At 30.6% G+C, this 19,944-nt stretch carries 16 protein-coding genes, 2 tRNA genes and 1 pseudogene; 10 read left to right on the top strand and 9 right to left on the bottom strand.

The window, feature by feature from the left end:
* The first annotated feature begins 97 nt into the window (after positions 1 to 97).
* Together JJC05_RS06410 and JJC05_RS06405 are read left to right on the top strand one after the other, a co-directional pair.
* Positions 98 to 2,650 carry a beta propeller repeat protein gene (locus JJC05_RS06410; protein WP_235878597.1) on the top strand — a complete coding sequence of 851 codons (2,553 nt, stop codon included), beginning with the start codon at positions 98 to 100 and terminating at the stop codon, positions 2,648 to 2,650.
* On the top strand, positions 2,613 to 4,142 hold the full coding sequence (locus JJC05_RS06405; RefSeq protein WP_235878595.1) for a LamG-like jellyroll fold domain-containing protein: 1,530 nt from the start codon (positions 2,613 to 2,615) through the stop codon (positions 4,140 to 4,142). The genes JJC05_RS06410 and JJC05_RS06405 overlap by 38 nt, the downstream gene beginning before the upstream one ends.
* Positions 4,143 to 4,297: 155 nt before the next feature.
* On the opposite strand, the gene JJC05_RS18030 is transcribed toward JJC05_RS06405, so the two are convergent.
* The 5 genes from JJC05_RS18030 to JJC05_RS06385 all read right to left on the bottom strand — a co-directional run bounded on the left by JJC05_RS18030 (position 4,298) and on the right by JJC05_RS06385 (position 10,553).
* Positions 4,298 to 5,779 (bottom strand): hypothetical protein, encoded by a 1,482-nt coding sequence (locus JJC05_RS18030; protein WP_309597430.1) that lies wholly within the window; start codon positions 5,777 to 5,779, stop codon positions 4,298 to 4,300.
* A gap of 98 nt (positions 5,780 to 5,877) precedes the next feature.
* Positions 5,878 to 7,704, bottom strand: coding sequence for a DUF8818 domain-containing protein (locus tag JJC05_RS18025; protein WP_309597429.1), 1,827 nt, complete (start codon positions 7,702 to 7,704; stop codon positions 5,878 to 5,880).
* A gap of 232 nt (positions 7,705 to 7,936) precedes the next feature.
* Positions 7,937 to 9,193 carry an aspartate kinase gene (locus JJC05_RS06395; RefSeq protein WP_105196320.1) on the bottom strand — a complete coding sequence of 419 codons (1,257 nt, stop codon included), beginning with the start codon at positions 9,191 to 9,193 and terminating at the stop codon, positions 7,937 to 7,939.
* A gap of 53 nt (positions 9,194 to 9,246) precedes the next feature.
* The gene (locus tag JJC05_RS06390) at positions 9,247 to 9,729 is read right to left on the bottom strand and encodes a GNAT family N-acetyltransferase (RefSeq protein WP_088391415.1); all 483 of its coding nucleotides are present in this window, start codon (positions 9,727 to 9,729) and stop codon (positions 9,247 to 9,249) included.
* The gene (locus JJC05_RS06385) at positions 9,729 to 10,553 is read right to left on the bottom strand and encodes a M48 family metalloprotease (protein WP_088391417.1); all 825 of its coding nucleotides are present in this window, start codon (positions 10,551 to 10,553) and stop codon (positions 9,729 to 9,731) included. Before JJC05_RS06385 ends, JJC05_RS06390 begins: the two co-directional genes overlap by 1 nt.
* Before the next feature lie 275 nt (positions 10,554 to 10,828).
* Between JJC05_RS06385 and fbp the strand changes: the two are divergent.
* A pseudogene (fbp, locus tag JJC05_RS06380) lies at positions 10,829 to 11,836 on the top strand (class 1 fructose-bisphosphatase).
* 384 nt (positions 11,837 to 12,220) lie between these two features.
* On the opposite strand, the gene JJC05_RS06375 reads toward fbp, so the two are convergent.
* Together JJC05_RS06375 and JJC05_RS06370 are read right to left on the bottom strand one after the other, a co-directional pair.
* Positions 12,221 to 12,293 (bottom strand) — tRNA-Phe (locus JJC05_RS06375).
* A gap of 36 nt (positions 12,294 to 12,329) precedes the next feature.
* Positions 12,330 to 12,402, bottom strand: a tRNA-Phe gene (locus JJC05_RS06370).
* A 225-nt stretch (positions 12,403 to 12,627) separates the two neighbouring features.
* Between JJC05_RS06370 and JJC05_RS06365 the strand changes: the two genes are divergently transcribed.
* The 7 genes from JJC05_RS06365 to JJC05_RS16870 all read left to right on the top strand — a co-directional run bounded on the left by JJC05_RS06365 (position 12,628) and on the right by JJC05_RS16870 (position 17,493).
* The gene (locus JJC05_RS06365; protein WP_258929575.1) at positions 12,628 to 13,260 is read left to right on the top strand and encodes a type III pantothenate kinase; all 633 of its coding nucleotides are present in this window, start codon (positions 12,628 to 12,630) and stop codon (positions 13,258 to 13,260) included.
* Positions 13,245 to 14,468, top strand: a complete 1,224-nt coding sequence (gene bamG / locus JJC05_RS06360; protein ID WP_235878593.1) for a BamG family beta-barrel-assembly machinery protein — start codon at positions 13,245 to 13,247, stop codon at positions 14,466 to 14,468. Before JJC05_RS06365 ends, bamG begins: the two co-directional genes overlap by 16 nt.
* A 42-nt stretch (positions 14,469 to 14,510) precedes the next feature.
* Positions 14,511 to 15,014, top strand: coding sequence for an LPS export ABC transporter periplasmic protein LptC (gene lptC / locus JJC05_RS06355; RefSeq protein ID WP_235878590.1), 504 nt, complete (start codon positions 14,511 to 14,513; stop codon positions 15,012 to 15,014).
* Between the two features lie 389 nt (positions 15,015 to 15,403).
* Entirely contained in the window at positions 15,404 to 16,330 is a 927-nt protein-coding gene (locus tag JJC05_RS16885; RefSeq protein ID WP_258929574.1) for a SurA N-terminal domain-containing protein, read from the top strand.
* On the top strand, positions 16,321 to 16,590 hold the full coding sequence (locus JJC05_RS16880; RefSeq protein ID WP_258929573.1) for a peptidylprolyl isomerase: 270 nt from the start codon (positions 16,321 to 16,323) through the stop codon (positions 16,588 to 16,590). Before JJC05_RS16885 ends, JJC05_RS16880 begins: the two co-directional genes overlap by 10 nt.
* Positions 16,583 to 16,948: a peptidylprolyl isomerase gene (locus JJC05_RS16875; protein ID WP_258929572.1), complete on the top strand. Its 366-nt coding sequence runs from the start codon at positions 16,583 to 16,585 to the stop codon at positions 16,946 to 16,948. Before JJC05_RS16880 ends, JJC05_RS16875 begins: the two co-directional genes overlap by 8 nt.
* A gap of 17 nt (positions 16,949 to 16,965) precedes the next feature.
* Positions 16,966 to 17,493: a hypothetical protein gene (locus JJC05_RS16870; protein ID WP_258929571.1), complete on the top strand. Its 528-nt coding sequence runs from the start codon at positions 16,966 to 16,968 to the stop codon at positions 17,491 to 17,493.
* Between the two features lie 793 nt (positions 17,494 to 18,286).
* Here the strand turns inward: JJC05_RS16870 and JJC05_RS06345 are convergent.
* On the bottom strand, positions 18,287 to 18,589 hold the full coding sequence (locus JJC05_RS06345) for a hypothetical protein (protein ID WP_235878589.1): 303 nt from the start codon (positions 18,587 to 18,589) through the stop codon (positions 18,287 to 18,289).
* Between the two features lie 1,008 nt (positions 18,590 to 19,597).
* Complete coding sequence (locus tag JJC05_RS06340; protein WP_164849063.1) at positions 19,598 to 19,735, bottom strand: hypothetical protein; 138 nt, start codon at positions 19,733 to 19,735, stop codon at positions 19,598 to 19,600.
* Between the last annotated feature and the right edge of the window lie 209 nt (positions 19,736 to 19,944).

Genomic DNA, 19,944 nt, shown 5'->3' with positions numbered 1-19,944 from the left:
ACTTAACTTTTTATTAAATTTGTATCAAAGCAAATTAAAAATATTTTTGGTTTGCAAAAAAACAAAACTTTTAACCCTTTCAAATCTACAAGTACTTATGAAACAAAAACTGTATCTTATTTTATTTTTGATTTTGGCCAACATAGGCTATTCTCAAAATTCTACTTTTTATGAACCCAAACCTAAATTTCCACATTTATTTAAATCTTTAATTCCTATACAAAAAGAGGATCCCAAATGGGTACAGCTTATGTATGGAGAAAATCCTAATCTTTATGAAATAGAAAAAGAATACAATCTTTATTATCAAAAGCATGATTTCATTAAAACAATACACACTCAAAACTATAAACATTTCATTAATTACGTTTATACTAATAACTGGATAAATGAAAAAGGAGATATTATCCCCAGAGATAATATGACTGAAAAAAATAAAAAAGAGATTCGTAATAGAATTATAAGTACTTCTAGTTGGACTCCTATAGGGCCTATAAATACGTATAATAATGGCGGTACGAAAACAGAGTCACATCAAGCCAATGTGTATTCTGTTGCGCAATCTATTTCAAATCCTAATGTCTTATTTTGTGTTACAGAAACAAGTGGTACATTTAAAAGTAACGATAAAGGAGAAAATTGGTTTTTAGTTGGCGGGGATTACTTTAATGATGATACCTCATGTGTTGAAATTGACCCTACTAATGAAAATAATGTTTTTGTAGCTTCGAGTTCCAGAATATATAAATCAGCTGACGGGGGATATTCTTGGAATTCAGTACTGAACGTTAGTGGTTTAGGAATTTATGAATTTGCCATTAGTCCACAAAACAACCAATTGGTTTTTGCTGCTGGTAATAAGGGGTTATACAAATCAACTAATGGAGGAACAACTTGGACACAAGTTTTTACAGAAAGCTGTTGGGATGTAAAATTTAAGGTTGACGATCCAAATACTGTATTTTTGTTAAAATCAAACAATACACTAAAATTAACTGAATTTTATAAATCTACTGATGCAGGTAATACTTTTTCTCTGAAAAGCCAAGGATGGTTTGTTCCTACTGCAACAAGTTCTATAGGGGGAGCTCGAATGGGACTTACAAAAGCAGATGGAAATAGAATATATGTAATTATGCTAGGTAATGTAGAAAACCAAGCAACAGACGCTAATTTTATAGGTGTATACAGAAGTGATAACACGGGAGACAGTTGGACTTTACCGTATGATCAAAACAATGATGGCGTACCTAATAATAATCTCGGAGGGCCTTATAGTGCTGATCATTGGTGTTTTTCTAGTTTTGGAACGAATGGAGGTACTTACGACCAAGGATTTTATAATTTGGCAATAGACGTGTCGGATACAGATCCTAATAAATTTTTAATTGGCATGCTTAATCTTTTTAAAAGTGAAAACGGAGGAAAAACATACACACGATGGGGAGGATACGCTTGTGATAATTGTCCTTCTTATTATCGCCATCCCGATCATCAGGATATTTTAATAAATGGCAATGATGTATTTGTAGCTACAGATGGTGGGGTTGACTTATATGATAGTAATTTAAACATCATTAAAGGATTAAATAAAGGAATTATATCCTCTGATAATTGGGGATTTGGTCAAGGATGGAATGAAGACGTAGTAACCTCGGGTCGTTATCATAATGGAAATGCAGTATATCATGCTAATTATGGCGATGGAAAATTTATTTCATTGGGAGGAGGCGAATCTTCAACCGGTTATGTTGCTTTAGGAGATAACTTAAAAGTATATCACTCTGATATTTCAGCGTATAAAATATCCAAAGATTTTGCCACTCCTGTACAATGGACCAACGGATTAAGTATGTTTCCGAATGAATCCGTTTTTCCTGACGTAAGGGGGCAAATAACGTATGATCCTAGATATTATAATCATTTATACTTAACAAAGGATAATAAATTATGGAAAAGTTTAGATGGCGGAAGCTCTTTTACATTGCTTAAAGAATTTGGAGTTAGTACAGATAAAGTATATGCGGTAGAAGTTTCTAGATTAGATCCTAATATAATTTTTGTAGTTCATAGATCAGGTTCTATAGCTAAACTATGGAAGACCTTAGATGGTGGACTTAATTGGACTCTAATAAATCTTCCTAACACAGATGGTCGATTATATTTTAGTATGAATGAAAATAATACACTTTTCATAGGATTTGGTGGTGGAACTGGAAAAGCGTTCAAATCATTAGATTTAGGAAACACTTGGATCAATCTAACAACTCCTACTATTCAAAATTTAGGTTGTTATTATATAGCTCCTCAATTAGGAACAAATGATGGGGTTTATTATGCGGTAGCTGGTACTAATAAAATTTACTATAGGAATTCTAGTATGACCGATTGGGAATTGTTTAATACAGGACTACCACTTGGTCTGCGTTTAATAGGAATAAAACCTTTTTATAAAAGTAGTGAAGTAAGAATTAGTTCTAGACGTGGTTTTTGGAAATCGCCTCTTTTTGAAAAAAGTGTACCTGTGGCACAACCGATGGTTTCTAATCAATCCATTGATTGTAGTAGAACTGTAATTCAATTTGATGATTACTCAGTTCTAAATCACACAGGTGCTAAATGGGATTGGAGTTTTCCTCGGCGCAAATAGTGTTTCCTCTACCTCTATTCGTAATCCTTTAGTAACATACGCTACACTCGGTCGTTATAATGTTACACTAACTATAACAGATGCGGATGGTCGTACCAGTACAAAAACGGTAGAAAACATGATAGAAGTTTTGCCTTCTAGTTGTGCTATAGAAAGTCCGTCAAAACAGGTCTTAGAAATGAACTCGGATACTCAATCTATTTTTTCTAACGACATGAGTTATGGATCCACAACCGATTTAACTTTTTCTGGTTGGATAAAACCAAATGGCACACAAGTTTCTTGGGCTGGAATTGCTTGTTTCGGAGATAAACAAAGAACGCTATTAAATTTTAGAAGTTCTAATAATGAAATAGGTTTTCATTTTAATGGTGGATATTACAATTATGCAACAGGATTATATGCTCCTGCTGATCAGTGGAGTTTTGTTGCTTTTAGAATTACACCTACTAAAATAACCCTCTTTGTAAATGATAAAAGCTGGTCTATAACAGGTGCTTTTGGAGCCACTATCTTAAATAAAATCATTTTAGGGAAAGACTATGGTAGAAATGATAGGACTTTTAAAGGACAGATGGAAGAATTTACTTTCTGGAATAGAGCTCTAACGGATGATGAAATTTATTTAAATAGACACTTGATTAGGCCTGCTGTAACCGATCCTAATTTAATTGCCTATTATCAATTTAATAACACTATAAATAATGGATTGGTTTATGACAAAGTAAACGCTAATAATTTAACGGTTTCTAACACAATATCCTTTCCAACATCAACGGCTCCAATAGGCGTAGGTAGTAGTCAATTATTATCAATAAATAACACGGGTATCTATAACTTTTCATCAGTTAATGCTAGTCTTAACTTTACAGGACAAGTTCCTAATGGAAAAGTTGTGGTATCTAAACTAAATGTTTCCCCTAATGAAACTCCTACGACTGAGTCAAATGGTAATGAATACTGGATTTTAGATAATTATGGAACTAATTCATCCTTTTCAGGACTTTCTTCTATAGATTTAACTCCTGTATCTAGTATTTCTGCTACTAATCTTTCCAGTCTTATTCTTTTTAAAAGAATTAGTAACGGACATTTACAATCTAGTTGGACACAAAATGGAATAGCTACCGCTTTAAATGGTCAAACCATAAGTTTTTCTGGAACCTCTATAAATCAATCTAACCAACTGTATGTAGCAGGAACTAGTGCTAGTAGTACATATTCTTCAATCCTTTTAGAAACAAATCAAACGGATTCTCAAAAAATATTAACTGTTTATCCTAATCCAACAGTAGTGGGCGAACCATTAGTAATTGATGGTATTCATACTGAATTGATATTTACTCTTTATGATAGTAATGGGAAATTAATAGTAAAAAAACTGGTTTATGACAATAAAATTAGTTTAGATAGTTCTATAAAAGCAGGTGTTTATTTTTATAGAATTGAAACAAGTGATAAAATTTATAACAATAAGCTTATTATTAATTAATCTTTTTTGAATGAGACTCTTTTAGAAGAAACAATTTACTATTTAAATTGTTACCTCATGATTAAAACGATATCTGTTTTCTTCGTCAGCTTACTTTGTTCAGTTAGAACAAAGTGGCTGAACGAAGTTAAACCTAAATTTCGCGATAAACTTTGTTAAAAGAAAGCCCGTAATTGAATATTACCTGTATGTATAGTTTGAGAAGTCTCACTTTTTCTTCCTTGATAATTTAAATTAATGTCTAAATATTGCGTAAGATTTTTTTGGAGTAGTGCACGCCAAGTTAAATTTTTATTGACTTGTAAGCCTTCTAGCATTTGAAAACCTACAGGAGAAAAAGAATTGCCTTCAAAACGATTGTTAATATAAACCAATTCTCCATTTAATATAAAGCCTTTTAGCGTTGCAACATTAAATGAAAATCCCCAACGATCTTGATATAAACTTTCAAACATTCCTATTTTATTGCTTTTTTTCTGAATTTCGTAAAACAAATTAATACTTGTATTTTTTGAAAATAAATACCCTATTTTTGTTTCAAATTGTTTTTCTATAAGTTGAAAATTCTTACTTAAATAACTGGCGGAATGTACCTTGTTTTCAGAAATACTCCCACTAATATTAAGTAACCAATATTTTTTTAATAAATGGGTATAGGATAATTGGTGACTGATATTAGTGTTTTTTATTTCATCTGCTACTAATAAACTTTTTATTTCGTTGGTTATAAAATTATATACAACAGAATGATTTTGTTTTCCTTTATTGTAAAACAAACTATTTCGTATATTAGAGGTAAGTCCTAATAACTGATCTTTTGAACTTTCAAAAGGATTGAAATCAAATCGTTCTCCTTCTTTTTTTACTTTTTTGTCTATTAAAAAACTTGTTTGGTTATAAAAGAAAGACAGAATTTTTTGAAATCCTTTTTTATCTGTCCAATAAAAAGGATTTAGTGTTATAGACTGAGAAAATTTGTTTTGATGTGTTTTGATAAAATTTTGATTGGGTAAAAATACTTTTATATACTTTGCCTGATCAGGAAATTGTGCTATTTCAAATTCTTGTAGTTCTTGAATGCCATTTTTATTATAGTCATTCCAAGCATAAACCCCTTTTGAGGGTTCTACTTCTATAAAATTAAATTCTTGTTGAGGAATACTTCCTGAGAGTGTTTCGTAACTTAATCCGTATTGAATAAAATCATTAAAAAAACGCTGATTATAAAGTAATCTTGAATTTAAAGAGGATTCATTTTTCTTATTGCCTTCAAACTTTAATGTACGATAATTAATAAAAATCGATAAATCGGTTTGGTTATTCTGAATTAGTTTAGAATTTAAATAATAGGAAGATGAACGATTTACCCGTTTTAATACGGTTGATTGTAAAGAGTCATTTAAACGATAAAGAATACCTGTTTCAGCGTATACTTTAGTTGAATCACCTCTGCCTAAAAATGCTCCCCATTCTGTAAAACGTTGACTTAGTTTGGTTAATTTCATGGTTGATTTTATAGTTTCTTGATTATCTTCTAATCGTTGACTACCACCAATCCAATTTTTGTAAAATTTATATTTTAAATACAATTGATTTCGCAAGAATTGGGATCTAAATTCCTTACTTTGGCTATTCATCAAACTTCCTTGTTCTTTTATAAACCATTTTGAGGTTTGATGAATCCCTGAAAAAAAGATGTCTTGTGCCAGTAAAGCTTTCTGAAAAAACTAAGTTTTCAAATTGGTATTTCCCTCTTGTTTTTTTTTGACCAATCTAACTGCAAAGCAGATGAAATGAATCGTTGACTACCTATTGACTCTTTTAAATTCCAATCTCTATCAAATTCAATTGCAAACAAACGCTCTATAGCTTTGTATTCTTTTTGAATAAATTGTAAATCATTTATAGAGGTAAGCCCCCAGTTTCTTTTAGAAATTATTTTTTGGCGAATATTAAATTTCCCCGCTATTCCTTTATTGTTTTGATCGTCTAAATCTGAAAACAAATTCAAATCATGATTACTGACCGCCAATTCAAAGTCTATTCCTGTTTTTTCTGAAGCTTTATAACCACCTAAAATTGTAGCTATTTGTAATTTTGAAGGGGCTATTAATCGTATAATAGGTTCATATTCTCCTTGTTTTATTCCTCCAAGAGGGGGCTTGTATTCATAAATTCGTCCATTAGCAACAGTAGCTTTTACGATATAGTCTCCTTTATTTTTTCCGACTAAAGAAAATTTTACTTGATAGAGTACTTCTTTTGGATCATTCGAAAATGTGTATATGATAGTCGTTCCTGTAGAAATTTTTTTATATAAAATTTTCTTATCTGTATAAGGTTCTATAGTAGCCGAAGGGGCATTCATTAAGATTGGATCATCCCCTGCATCTGTTAAAATTTTAATTTGATCAGAAGATAGATTTTGTTGAAGTGGTTGATTTTTAACATCATTTTCTGAATATACAAAACCGCCTAAATGCCATTTGTTTCCTTGATGGATAGCACCTCCATAAGTAACAAAACGGGTAAAACTTCTTTCTGAGAATTGATATTCCACCACAATTCGCATTTCTGAATTAATTGGAAACAAGGAAGTAAAAGTCAGTTCGCCTGCATTATAATCTATTGTATATTGATTATTTTCTCCTCTTTCTAGTAAATTTCCGTTTACATACACTCGTTCAGATCCTGATATAACGAGTACATATAACTCCCCATTGGGTCCGCGAAGTTTATAAGGCCCTTGATTCCCTTCTTGTCCTATAAAAGTACTTTTTGCATACTGTCCTCGAACAACAGCTCCTGAAAGAGCTAATTCTGTATTAATAGGAGAAACGCCCAAATTAACACGAGCAGAAACGCCCTGTACTTTTTTGTTAAAATTTAAGAAACGAGATTTCCTGTTTTCTAAAAATAAATCACCCCCACGCAAAGACCATTTATCTGAAAAGAGCTCTACAAAAATTTGATCAAACTCGTCTAATCTCTGTGAATAGCCTCCGTTTTGCAAGGGAATATTATTATCTTGTAAAGAGGCTCTTATGCTTACTTTATCTGATAACTTGCCTATTATTTGTAAATCTAAATTAGAATTAACTGTTGCATTTTGATTATTACCTATACTTAGCCCACGAGTAATACTTCCTGATGTATCTAATCCTTCAAAAGGTTTGAATGTGTTTACAAGATGACTTTCTGTTTTATAAAAAATACCTGAATCAGTAGAAGATACGAGTCTTTTGGTGTTATAAAAGGAATAACTTCGAGTAAGAAAACTTGGATATTTTAGGTAATCAATATAAATACTATCTAATTTTTTTAGAGAAGAATCTAATTGAATTGTAGCTTTTTCAAAATCTACCTTATACAAAGTAGAATCTATTTTCTTATTGTTTTTATCATACAAAATAAAATGAGAAGGATTAATGCTAGTACTATCTATAGATATTGCCTGTTTTGCTACGGGCATTTTTTTATGTTTGTACAAAGTTTCCTGTGCTTTCAACACGAGAGGAAAACACATAAAGTAGATTAGGAAACGAATTTGACTTTGCAACATATTTTATTAACTCAGATCAGTCAAAGATATTGCAATTATTGAAATACTATTGCACTAAAAGCTATAAGCGATGGACTTCAATAGATGAAGACCATCACATAGCTCGATTGTTTTTGCTTATTTCTATCTATTTAGGGAATGAGTGGAATGCGTTTGTTTTGTTGGAGAATAGTCCATTATTTTTATTGCATTCCGTTTGTTAACCCAGAAAAGAGAGAGGTTGCTAGAAAATTTATTGCGCTTTTGTAACGACTTGTAAGGTTTCACGACTCATTTGTCTCACTAAAACGGTTTTGTCTTTTTCTACTGTATGAATAGCGTTTTGATCAAAATGTCTTACAGTGTACAATGCAACGTTTTCGTTGTATGTAACTTTAAATTTTTTTGAAAGTACTTTTACTATTTCTTGAAAATGATTGTATTTATCTTCTACACAAACTGAAAAGCTAATAGCTGAATTTTGTATAAGACTTACTTTTAGTTTGTATTTATGAAGTAATGCAAAAATTTCACTGATATTTTCTTCCATGATAAAAGAAAAATCTATTGAAGATAATGAAAGTAGTATCTGCTCTTTCTTTACTATAAAGCAAGGCATCTTAGGTTCTAGGTCTTGTCCTTTTGCTACGCTGGTTCCTGCTAATAATGGATTAATAAATGATTTAACATATAAAGGAATTTCTTTTCGCTGTAAGGGTTGCAAGGTTTTAGGATGAATGACACTGGCACCATAAAAGGCTAATTCTATAGCCTCCCTGTACGAAATTTGATGAAGTAAATTAGTGTTTTCAAAATAACGAGGATCGGCATTCATAACGCCCGGAACATCTTTCCAAATGGTAACACTTTCTGCATTCAAACAATAAGCAAAAATGGCGGCTGTATAATCGGATCCTTCTCGACCTAAAGTGGTTGTAAAACCGTTTTCATCAGAACCTAAAAAACCTTGTGTAACAAATAATTGTTTCTTTTTAGCTATTTTAGAAATAGCTTTTTGTGTTTTTTCCCAATCAACATTTGCATCACGATAATTGGTGTCTGTTTTGATATAATTACGAACATCTAACCATTGAGATTGAATTCCTTTAAAATTCATATAATGCGATATAATCGCAGTAGAAATAATTTCGCCAAAACTTACAATTTGATCATAAACAAAACTATAATTTGGTGATTTATTACTTCTTAAAAAATATTCAAAATCTGCAAAATGTTCATTAATATCATAGAAGACTTCGTGATTTTCATTATCAAATAAATCTAATAAAATTTGATGATGATATTTCTTAATTTCCTGAATAGAAGCATTTAAATGAGGCGATTTTTCAAAATAATTTTTTATAACTTCTTCTAAGGCATTAGTTGTTTTACCCATAGCAGATACTACTAATAAAACTTCTTCATATCCTACTTTTTGAAGTACATCAAAAACATTTTTTACGCTCGCTGCATCCTTAACAGAGGCACCACCAAATTTGAATATTTTCATATCACTATTTTTTTCAAGATACAAGATATTTATTATTTAAATCTTGAGACTGATTATTTATTGTTTAAAAATTCTTTTAATCCCTGTTCATTCATTTGAACAACGCGCCAGTCATTTAATACTTTTGCTCCTGATTTTTCATAAAAAGCAATAGCGTTTGTATTCCAATCTAAAACATTCCATTCAATACGTCTGACTCCATCCAAATCACCTTGTTTCATAATTTCTTTATACAAGGCTATTCCGATACCTGTCCCTCGTTTATTTTGTGTAACAATTAAATCTTCTAAATGAATTGTTTTTCCTTTCCAAGTAGAATAACGATAGTAATAGAGTGCTACGCCAACTATTACTCCTTCTGATTCAGCTAAAAAAGTATGAAACAAAGGATTAGTTCCAAAACCATCTCGAATTAAATCTTCTTCTGTTATCACTACGGCTTCTGGTTCTTTTTCAAATAATGCTAGTTCTTTTATAAGAAGCAATACTTGTTTCATATCTTGTGCCGTGCCTCTACGAATGGTAAACTCTTTCATTATTTTTTCTTCTTAGTGGGTGTAGCTGTTTTTTTTAACTGACGAACATAAGGTTTGTAAAGTCCTTCTGATTCCGCTCTTTGCTTTGCTTTTTCTGCGCGATCTTTAGGGTCTGGATGTGAACTCATAATTTTTGACATAAAACCAGCATCAGCTCCTTGACTTAAACCGGCCAATACAGTAAAGGCAGATTCTACGGCATTTACATTATAGCCATGTTTTTTCATGAAGTCATACGAAAACATATCGGCCTCTGATTCTTGTTTTTGACTATGACGACTATCTATAATTGCGCTTCCTATTTTTCCTAAAGCACTTTCACTTATTGCAGCCACTCCTTTTACTTGTGATCCTACAGCATCTACTAAGGCTTCTTTTTGATAAGCAGCACGAATGGCATCTCTTGTATCATGATTAACAACGTGACCTATTTCATGTCCTATAACCGCCAATACTTCATTGTCGTCCATTGCATCTAATAAACCTTGAAAAACACGTACACTTCCATCAGCACAAGCAAAAGCGTTTACGTCTTTCACTTTATAAACTTTAAAGTTAAGTGTTACACCACTTTCTGTTTTATGTTTACCAAAAAGCTTATTTAATCGTAATGTATAAGGATCTTTAGGTCCCGCAATAGGGTTTTCTTTATCCATTTTTTCAATAGAAGCTTTGGATAATTGGACTGCATCTTCATCAGAAAATGTAAAACTTGCTACTCCTTTTTGCAAAGCACCTAGTGCTTTTTCGCCCAAATTAATTTGCGCATTCATCGCGAAAGGCATTAAAGTCAATAAACTTACTGCCAATTGTATTTTTTTCATCTTTTTTAAATTTATTTAGTTACCTTCAATACAGACACGAACAAAGATAAGAGAAGTATAATTTATTTTAAACAACTTCACAGAATAAAAATTTTCTACAATTTTTAAAACAAAAACACATCGTGATAAGTTATATTTAATGAAATATTTGAAAAGATCGAATCATGATTCTTTTAGTGCCCGCTTATTTTAATTAAACATTACACTTACATTATTTTAGTTACTTTATTTTTAAAAAATAAATGCCATCTTTGCAATACTAACTGCATAAAAATATGGAAGAACGCAACAGAACTCTTGGTGAGTTTATAATAGAAAAACAAAATGATTTTCAATATTCTTCAGGCGAGCTATCAAGGATTATCAACTCTATACGCTTAGCTGCTAAGGTTGTTAATCATAAGGTAACACAGGCTGGTCTTGTAGATATTGTAGGCGCTGCAGGCGAAACAAATATTCAAGGAGAAGATCAACAAAAGCTAGATGTATATGCAAATGAAGTCTTTATCCAAACTTTAATTAACAGAGAAATTGTTTGTGGTATTGCTAGTGAAGAAAATGATGATTTTATTACTATTTCAGGAGCTGATAATAGTCATAATGACAAATACGTCGTTTTAATGGATCCTCTAGATGGCTCCTCCAATATAGATGTAAATGTATCTGTTGGAACTATTTTTTCTGTATACAGAAGAATTACACCAGTAGGGACTCCCGTTCAATTAGAAGATTTTTTGCAACCGTGAATTAATCAAGTGGCTGCAGGATATGTTATTTATGGAACTTCTACAATGCTTGTATATACTACAGGAAATGGTGTAAATGGCTTCACATTAAATCCTGCAATAGGTACTTTTTATCTTTCGCATCCTAATATGCAATTTTCAAAAGACGGTAAGATTTATTCAATTAATGAAGGAAATTATATTCATTTTCCGCAAGGGGTAAAAGATTATTTAAAATACTGCCAAAAAGAAGAAGGCGATCGTCCTTATACTTCTCGTTATATTGGAAGTTTAGTTGCTGATTTTCATAGAAACATGATTAAAGGAGGTATTTATATGTATCCTCCTAGTTCAAAAGCACCTAAGGGGAAACTAAGGCTTTTGTATGAATGCAATCCTATGGCATTTATAACAGAACAAGCTGGCGGAAAAGCATCTGATGGTTACAATAGAATCATGGAGATTAAACCTACTGAATTACACCAAAGAGTCCCTTTCTTTTGTGGAAGTTATAATATGGTAGATAAGGCGGAAGAGTTTATGAAAGTTAATTTATAATTGAAAGGAAAGTTAAAGTTATTTTGAAGAAACATTTTTTATCCAATCTTTATTATTAGAGCAATAAAAAAGTTTCATTATCATCCCTTATGTTGTTAGGATTAACGGAGTTTGTTTAGAGATGATAATCTGTCAATAAAATCAAGGCTCAGAGCCACTTAAATTTGAATTTAATCCCTGTTTTTAAGGTTTCGCTTTAAAAACAGGGTTATCTAATATCTTTTATAGATACTATTTTGTCTTTTTCAATTTGATTTATTTTGTTTTATTTGAGGCAGGAGTCACTTTATAATGCTAAAATAAAAAGAATTTGATTTTCTTGATTCTTTATAAGGATTTGTTTTAAAATAAAAAAACCACTAATTATAATTAGTGGTTTTAATGTGGTACCTCCGGGAATCGAACCAGGGACACACGGATTTTCAGTCCGTTGCTCTACCAACTGAGCTAAGGTACCATTTCTTTTTTTGAACGTTAATCATTTATTGATTTGTGGTACCTCCAGGAATCGAACCAGGGACACACGGATTTTCAGTCCGTTGCTCTACCAACTGAGCTAAGGTACCATTTCTTGAAGCGTTATTGCTTCTCGAATGCGGATGCAAATATAGAACCTTTTTTCATTTCTCCAAAATATTTTTTTAAAAAAATCTATTTATATCTTTGCTCATTAATTAAAAATAGGATGGTTTTAACAATAGATGTCGGAAATACAAGAGTTAAAGTAGCTGTTATAGAGAAAGATATGTTTTTAGGTTTTTTTTTTTTTACTTGAAAATTTTTTACCAGAAATGGAAAAAATTTTAAATAAATATCCTTTGTGCCAGAATTTAGTTCTCTCATCGGTTGGTAAATTAGAAGAAGAACAAATAGAATGGCTCCAAAAAAAGTATAATATCTTACAGATTTCTAGAGAAACCAAGTTTCCTTTTGATAATCAATATGCAACACCTACTACACTTGGAATAGATCGTATGGTTTTGGCAGCAGGTGCCGTTTTGCAGTTTCCATCCCAAAATAGATTAATTATTGATGTAGGAACTTGTGTTACGTATGATTTTGTAGATGCGCAAAATGTTTATTATGGAGGGGCTATTTCTCCGGGTTTAAGACTTCGTTATGAATCTATGCACCATTACACAGCTAAATTACCTTTGTTGGAATTAAAAGAGCCAGCAGGATTAATAGGAAACTCAACTATTAATTCTATGCATTCTGGTGTTGTTAATGGTTTGCAATTTGAAATAGATGGCTATATTGATGCGTTAATCAGAACAAAAGGAAATTTTATCATAATTTTAACGGGAGGTGATGCTAATTTTTTGGCTAAACGATTAAAAAATACCATATTTGCCAATTCAAACTTTTTATTGGAAAGTTTGAATCGTATATACCAATACCAAATACAATGTTTAGAAAAATAATTTTAGGAATTTTTTTCCTTTTTACATTACAGAATGTTGCTCAAACGGGTTCGTCTTCATTTTATTCGTCTTATGGTCTTGGTGAGACTAAGTTTGCCAATTCAGTTGAAAATCGTTCAATGGCAGGAATGGGTAATGTTATGGATAGTATCCATATTAACTTTCAAAATCCAGCAAGTTTATCGGCTATAAAATTGACAGCATTATCTATGGGAGGGGCTTTTTCATCAGTAAAACTTAAAAATACAAGTATAGAAGAAAAAGCAAATAGAGTTACTTTTGATTATCTTACAGCTGCTTTTCCTCTAACGAATAAGTTAGGAGTAGGAGTAGGGCTATACGCTAATTCCTATGTAGGGTATAAAATAAATTCTAAAGAAGGAACAGATATGCGTAATTTGGAAGGCTTAGGAGGAATGAATAGAGCTTACGTATCATTGGGCTACAAACTTAGACCTAAGTTTAGTCTAGGTGTAGAGTTTGATTATGATTTTGGGATAATTCAAAAAAATATACTATTTGTTCATGATGTTGATGCAAATGCAACATTTGAACGATCAAAGTATGAAGTTAGAGGAGGCAATGTGAGATTAGGAGCATTTTATAAAACGAAAATTGCCCAATATGACTTTGTTACATCAGGAACAGTTGATCTACCATTAGGATTAAGAGTAGAAGAAGTGAAAAACAAAGGGCTAATTTATACTGTTACTGGGGCTGAAATTAGTTTTGGTGCAGAACAAAAAAAATCGTTTAGAAATAATCGCAGCCAGTTTACATTTGGATCTACTTTTGGAATAGACAAAAAATGGGCTATAGGTTTTGAATCTTCATTTGCTACAAAAGGAGATATAGGATTGGATGACAATAAAGCATTAACAGGAGAAGGGAAAGCAAAGATTGCTCTAGGAGGATATTATATCCCTAAGTACAATGCGTTTTCAGGTTACTTAAATCGAGTAGTGTACAGAGGAGGACTTCGTTATGAAAATATTGGTATCTTAGCTCAAGGAGAATCTATAAAGGATAAAGCTTTAACATTAGGACTAGGTTTGCCGTTAGGAGGTACTTTTTCTAATGTTAACATAGGATTTGAATACGGACAAAAAGGAACAACAGCAGCAGGTCTTGTGAAGGAAAATTATATGAATTTTTCTGTAGGGTTTTCGTTTAATGATAGATGGTTTGTAAAACGTAAATATGATTAATCTTTTTCAAAAAAAGGAATATTAAAAGTGTTGCTATCTTCAATGGCTTCACTTTTTTTTATGTCTTGTGAAAACAGTATAAATGAAGTTCGAAAAATAGGAATTACATCAATTAATCCCATAGGAGAAGTTGAAGACTTTAATCTTAAATATACTGATTCTGGACGAATTAAAGCCGTTTTAATTTCGCCTAAAATGCTGGATTATACCACGGCAGAGTTTCCATTTAATGAGTTTCCCGATGGATTAAATTTAGCTGTTTATGATGAAAAGGGAAATAAGAGTTTGGTAACCTCTCAATATGCTATAATCTACAACAAAACAAATTTAATAGAATTAAGTCAAAACGTTATTATTACAACTCATGATGGGAAACGTTTAGAAACAGAACAACTGTATTATGATCAAAAAAATGAGTGGTTTTTTACCCAAAAACCATTTAAATTTATTAATGATGGAAGTGTAATTAATGGAATAGGAATTGATTTTAGTAAAGATTTTCATTTCCTAGATACCCAAAATATACAAGGAACCTATAATTTGTGATCTTCAAAAATAGATTATAAAAAGAGAATGACATAAATAAATAACCATAGTAAACAAAAGATTAGATTTTTTTAATTATTGTAAAAAAAATATTGAATTTATGAAGTATATGAAATATACCCAATACGCTTATTTGGTAGCGGCAGCTTTTTTGTTTTATGATGCTTTTTCTAAAAAAACTCAAATAATGATACGTTTTATTTAAGTTTTTTCTTAGGATTAGGCGCTATTGCTATGTTTTTCTTTAGAAGAAATTTTGCAAAAAAATTTGAGAAGAAAGATAATAATTAGAAAAAAACAAACTTTAAGCTAAAATAAAAGCGAACTTATTTTATTATTTCATAGATAGTTGTATTTTCGCCAACTGAATTAAAAAATTAAGATATAAAATGGCAGTTTTATCAAAAATTAGACAGCGTTCTCTATTGGTAGCCGGTATTGTAGGTTTGTCATTATTTGCATTCGTAATAGGTGCCTTAATTGAAAATGGGACTTCTATATTCAATTCGAGAAATGCAGGTACTATTAACGGTGTAGATATCACTTTTGAAGATTTTAGAAATAAAGTAGATGCTTTACAAAAAAGTCAACAAGGCGTTTCTTTTACACAAGCGGGTAATAGTATTTGGGAACAAGAAATTAGAAGAGTTTTATTAGAAAATCAGTTTGAAAGAACAGGGTTAAGAATTGGCGATGACCAATTGATTAATGTGATTAAAGAGGATCCTCAATTTTCACAAAACCCACAGTTTTTAAATGCAGCTGGTAAATTTGATAAAGCAAAATTCAATGAGTTTTTAAACTCAATGAAGAAACAACCTGAATCATGGAATCAATGGTTGAATTATGAAAAATCTGTAGCGCAATTTGCTAAAGAACAAATGTATAATTCAATGATTAAAGGATCTTATTATACAACACAAGCAGAAGGTAAGTTTAACTACGAATTAGAAAATAATAAAGTTACTTTCGATTTAGTGTCTGTTCCTTATTCAACTGTAGAAGATAAAAAGGTTGAATTAACGGATGATGAAATCATCTCTTATATGAAAAAAAATAAGAAGAAGTACAAGGCAGAACCTTCTCGTGAATTAGAGTACGTCGTAATTGAGGATAAACCTTCAGTAGCTGATGAAAAAGCAGTTAAAGATAAAGTAAATGCTTTAATGAATGCCTCAGTAGTATACAATGCTAAAACAGGTAAAAATGATACTTTAGCAGGTTTCCGTAACACGTCAAACGTAATTGAGTTTGTAAATACAAATTCAGACATTAAATATGATTCTACTTATATAGCTAAAAAGATTTGCCAGTAGATCATGCAGAAGCTTTGTTTAATACAGCTCCCGGGACAACTTATGGGCCTTATATTTTTGGTGAATACTACTGTATTTCTAAATCTATGGGTAAAAAGGCAGGAGTTAACGCTAAAGCAAGTCATATCTTATTGTCTTTTAAAGGTTCAGCAGGTCCACAAGCCAATAGAACAAAAGAAGAAGCAAAAGCTAAAGCAGCAGTTTTGTTAGCGCAAGTGCAAGCTAATCCAGGGATCTTTTGCAATGTTAGCAATGACTAATTCAGATGATAACTCTAAACAACAAGGAGGTGATTTAGGATATTTCTCAAAAGGGCAAATGACTAAAAATTTTGAAAACTTTGTATTTGGAAACCCAGTAGGTAAGATTGGTATTGTAGAAACAGAATTTGGATACCATATAATTCAAGTAACAGATAAACAAGACGGAATCCGTTTAGCTACTATAGCACAAAAAATTGTGCCTTCAGAGGCTACAAGCGATGAAGCATTTACTAAAGCATCTAAATTTGAAATTTTAGCAAATGAAAAAGGTTTTGATGCAGCAGTAAAAGCAGAAAAATTAACAGTTGCTCCAGCTGCAAGAGTATTTGCTTTAGATGAAAATATTCCGGAGTAGGTTCTCAAAGAGAAATAGTGCGTTGGGCATTTTCAGGAAATAAAGATGATGTTAAGCGTTTTCAAACTCCAAATGCACATGTTATAGTAAAATTAAAATCAATTAATGATTCAGGATTAATGTCTATAGAAGAAGCAAAAAATACTTTTGGATATAAGTTGAAAAACGAGAAAAAAGCAAAAATGATTGAAGAAAAGATGAAAGGCAATACTTTAGATGCAGTAGCTAAGGCAACAGGTTCGCCAGTTAAAGAAGCAAAAGATGTATCAGCAGCAGGATCTTTTATCGAGTCAATAGGTCCAGAGCCTAAAGTGGTAGGGGCTGCTTTTTCTTTAAAAACAGGAGTAGTGTCGTCAACTATTGCAGGTAATTCTGGTGTTTTCAAAATAAAAGTAAAAAGCACTAAAAAAGCGGTTCCTTCAAAAGACTTTAAAGATGTCATAGCACGTTTAGAAGGACAGATAAAAGGTTCTTCAGCTGGCAGATTATTTTATTTGTTAAAGCGTGATGCTAAGATAGAAGATAATAGAGCACAGTTTAATTAATAAGATTTTATAATATTGAAAAAAGGATATCTGAATAGGTATCCTTTTTTTATATAAGGCTTTTATTGACTTTGAATTTTAAAAGCTTTATTTGTATTCCCAATGTAGTGATAACCTTGTCTTCAAAAGAAAAAATCTATGTATTTTTCTTTTGTTCTTTTATCTTCATCAGAAAGATTATCGCGTAATTAAGAGTTTTTATTATTTGATTTTTTAGGTATTTTATTAAGTTTATACTGATTCAAAAGGAATAGAGGATGCCCAATATCCTATTAATATTATTTTCTATTATTAGATAGAAACTCTTTTGTTTGCTTATTTTGTGAGTATTTCTTAAATCCAGATTCAGCATTAGTTTTTATGTCTAAAATTTGACTTTTGTAAAATCAATAAATTTTAGAAATTTCTATTGCTTATGGAATTGATCAAATAGAACTATATATTTAACCCAGATTACGCATTAGACCCGAGCGTAGCGAATAGACGAAGTAAATCTATTCCACTTTATTTTTCTTCAAATTCAAGCACGTACTCAAATTTTAATCATCAAAATAGTTCACTATTTCTTCTTCTAAATTTTCCGTGAGCACTTGAATTTATTGAAAAATTTTGTTTCACAACGAAGTCTAATCCGTAATCTGGGTTTAATAGACAATCTAAATAATATATAAAAAACCTCCAAGGACTTTTGTTCTTAATAATAAAGTTCTTAGAGGTTTCCTAGATGGGATTATAACTTGTTGTTTTTTAAGTTATAATTGAATAAAGTATGTTAATTTTTGAAATTAATTAACTATAACTTTGTGAATTTAATTGCGTCAGTTTCGCCCTTCAATTCAACATAAGATAAATCTTTTGCTATATCTAATCTTGCAGCTGTGCCATTACTAGCAGCTAATACCAATATATTGTTGAATTTTTTAATAAATGGAGTTCTCTCAGCAGTATTAATGAAATAAGCCTTAGATAAAAAATACGCATCAATTTTTGGACTGGCTGGAACAAATAATGCTTCAGCATCTCTAAGAAGAAAATAATCCTTACTGTCTTGAGCAGATACTAAACTTATTTTTTTAGGGTCTCTAACACTTCTCATGATTCTTAATTTTAGATCTCCTTCTTGATTATAATAAACTTTGCCAAATACTTCTTCACTTACTCTTTGTGAATTTATTTTTACTGATTCAACTGATTTTGGTTCGTTTACTTCATCTTTTGAACATGAAAATAATGAAGAAACTACTACTAATGTTAAAAAATTTTTTTCATTTTTTTTGAAATTAAATTAATAATAAGTAATTTTAAAGGAAGTTGATTTCTGTAAAGGGGCTCTCTAAAAAATAGATTTGTAAAAAAAAGATAATTTTGGAGGTAATCATCATGATTTTACTAAATTTCTTAGTTCCTCCCGTTTTTAAGTTTTAAATAACTTCCTTGTTATCTGTTTTACAAATATACAGTGTTATAGTTTTAATAAAATGTTAAGGGGTTTAAAAGCGTGAAGTTTTGATAATTTAAAACTAAAAGTGTTTAATTTTTTATTTTATATTGTTTTTTTAACAAATTTATTTTTCTATTATTTTTAGCAAAGCTAAAAATATAAATCCTTATGAAAAAGGAAACTTGTAAATGGAGTTCTATTAACAGTTTTTTTATTAATCTTTTGTTAATTTTTTGTTTTTCAATATCTTGCCTCTAGTAATATGATTCGTGTGATTTATTATTTTAGTCTTTTTTTATGAAATAAGAAGGTATTGTAGTCTGTGAAAAAACTGAAAAGAATAATTTGAGTAAAAAATGATCTTTTTTGTTTTCTAGTAGTTTTTTATTATTCCTTATTTTAACTTTTTCTAACGTATGATAGATAGTCTTTTCTTGTCTGTATTTTAGATTATTCATTTAACTCAAATTTCGGATTAGACTCTAATGAAGTGAATTGGCGAAGAAAACTTATTCTACTTTATTTTTTTCTAATTTAATTATGTACTTAAATTTTAATCATCAAAATAGTTCACTATTTCTTCTTCTAAAATTTTCCGTGAGCACTTGAATTTATTGAAAAATTTTGTTTCACAACGAAGTCTAATGCGTAATTCTATCTAACTTATTTTAAGTAATTGATAAAAATTAAAATCTCTAATTTGATTTTATCTTGTCCTATGGCTACAAAATGAGAACGTGATCCGACATTAATTGCTGCCACATTGGGATTTACAATTCGCATTTTTTCGAAACTTTTCATAAATTTTCTTTTTATTAAAATGCGAGGAAATGTAATATCTTAGCTAAAATTATTCTATACGAGATAACATGATGTTTGATCATTGATTGTCTCAAAGGGCTTCCATTTGGAAGCCTTTTTACATTTCAGCCAAAATTTGGAGGGGATAAATTCATCATTTTTTACATAGGCTTTGCTCGTAAGTGCAAGTTAGCTCTCATTTGTCAAAG

This window comes from Flavobacterium davisii, assembly GCF_019565505.1.
Lineage (GTDB): Bacteria > Bacteroidota > Bacteroidia > Flavobacteriales > Flavobacteriaceae > Flavobacterium > Flavobacterium davisii.
The sequence above is the reverse complement of the archived record's forward strand: the minus strand, read 5'-3'. Positions and strand labels throughout refer to the sequence as shown.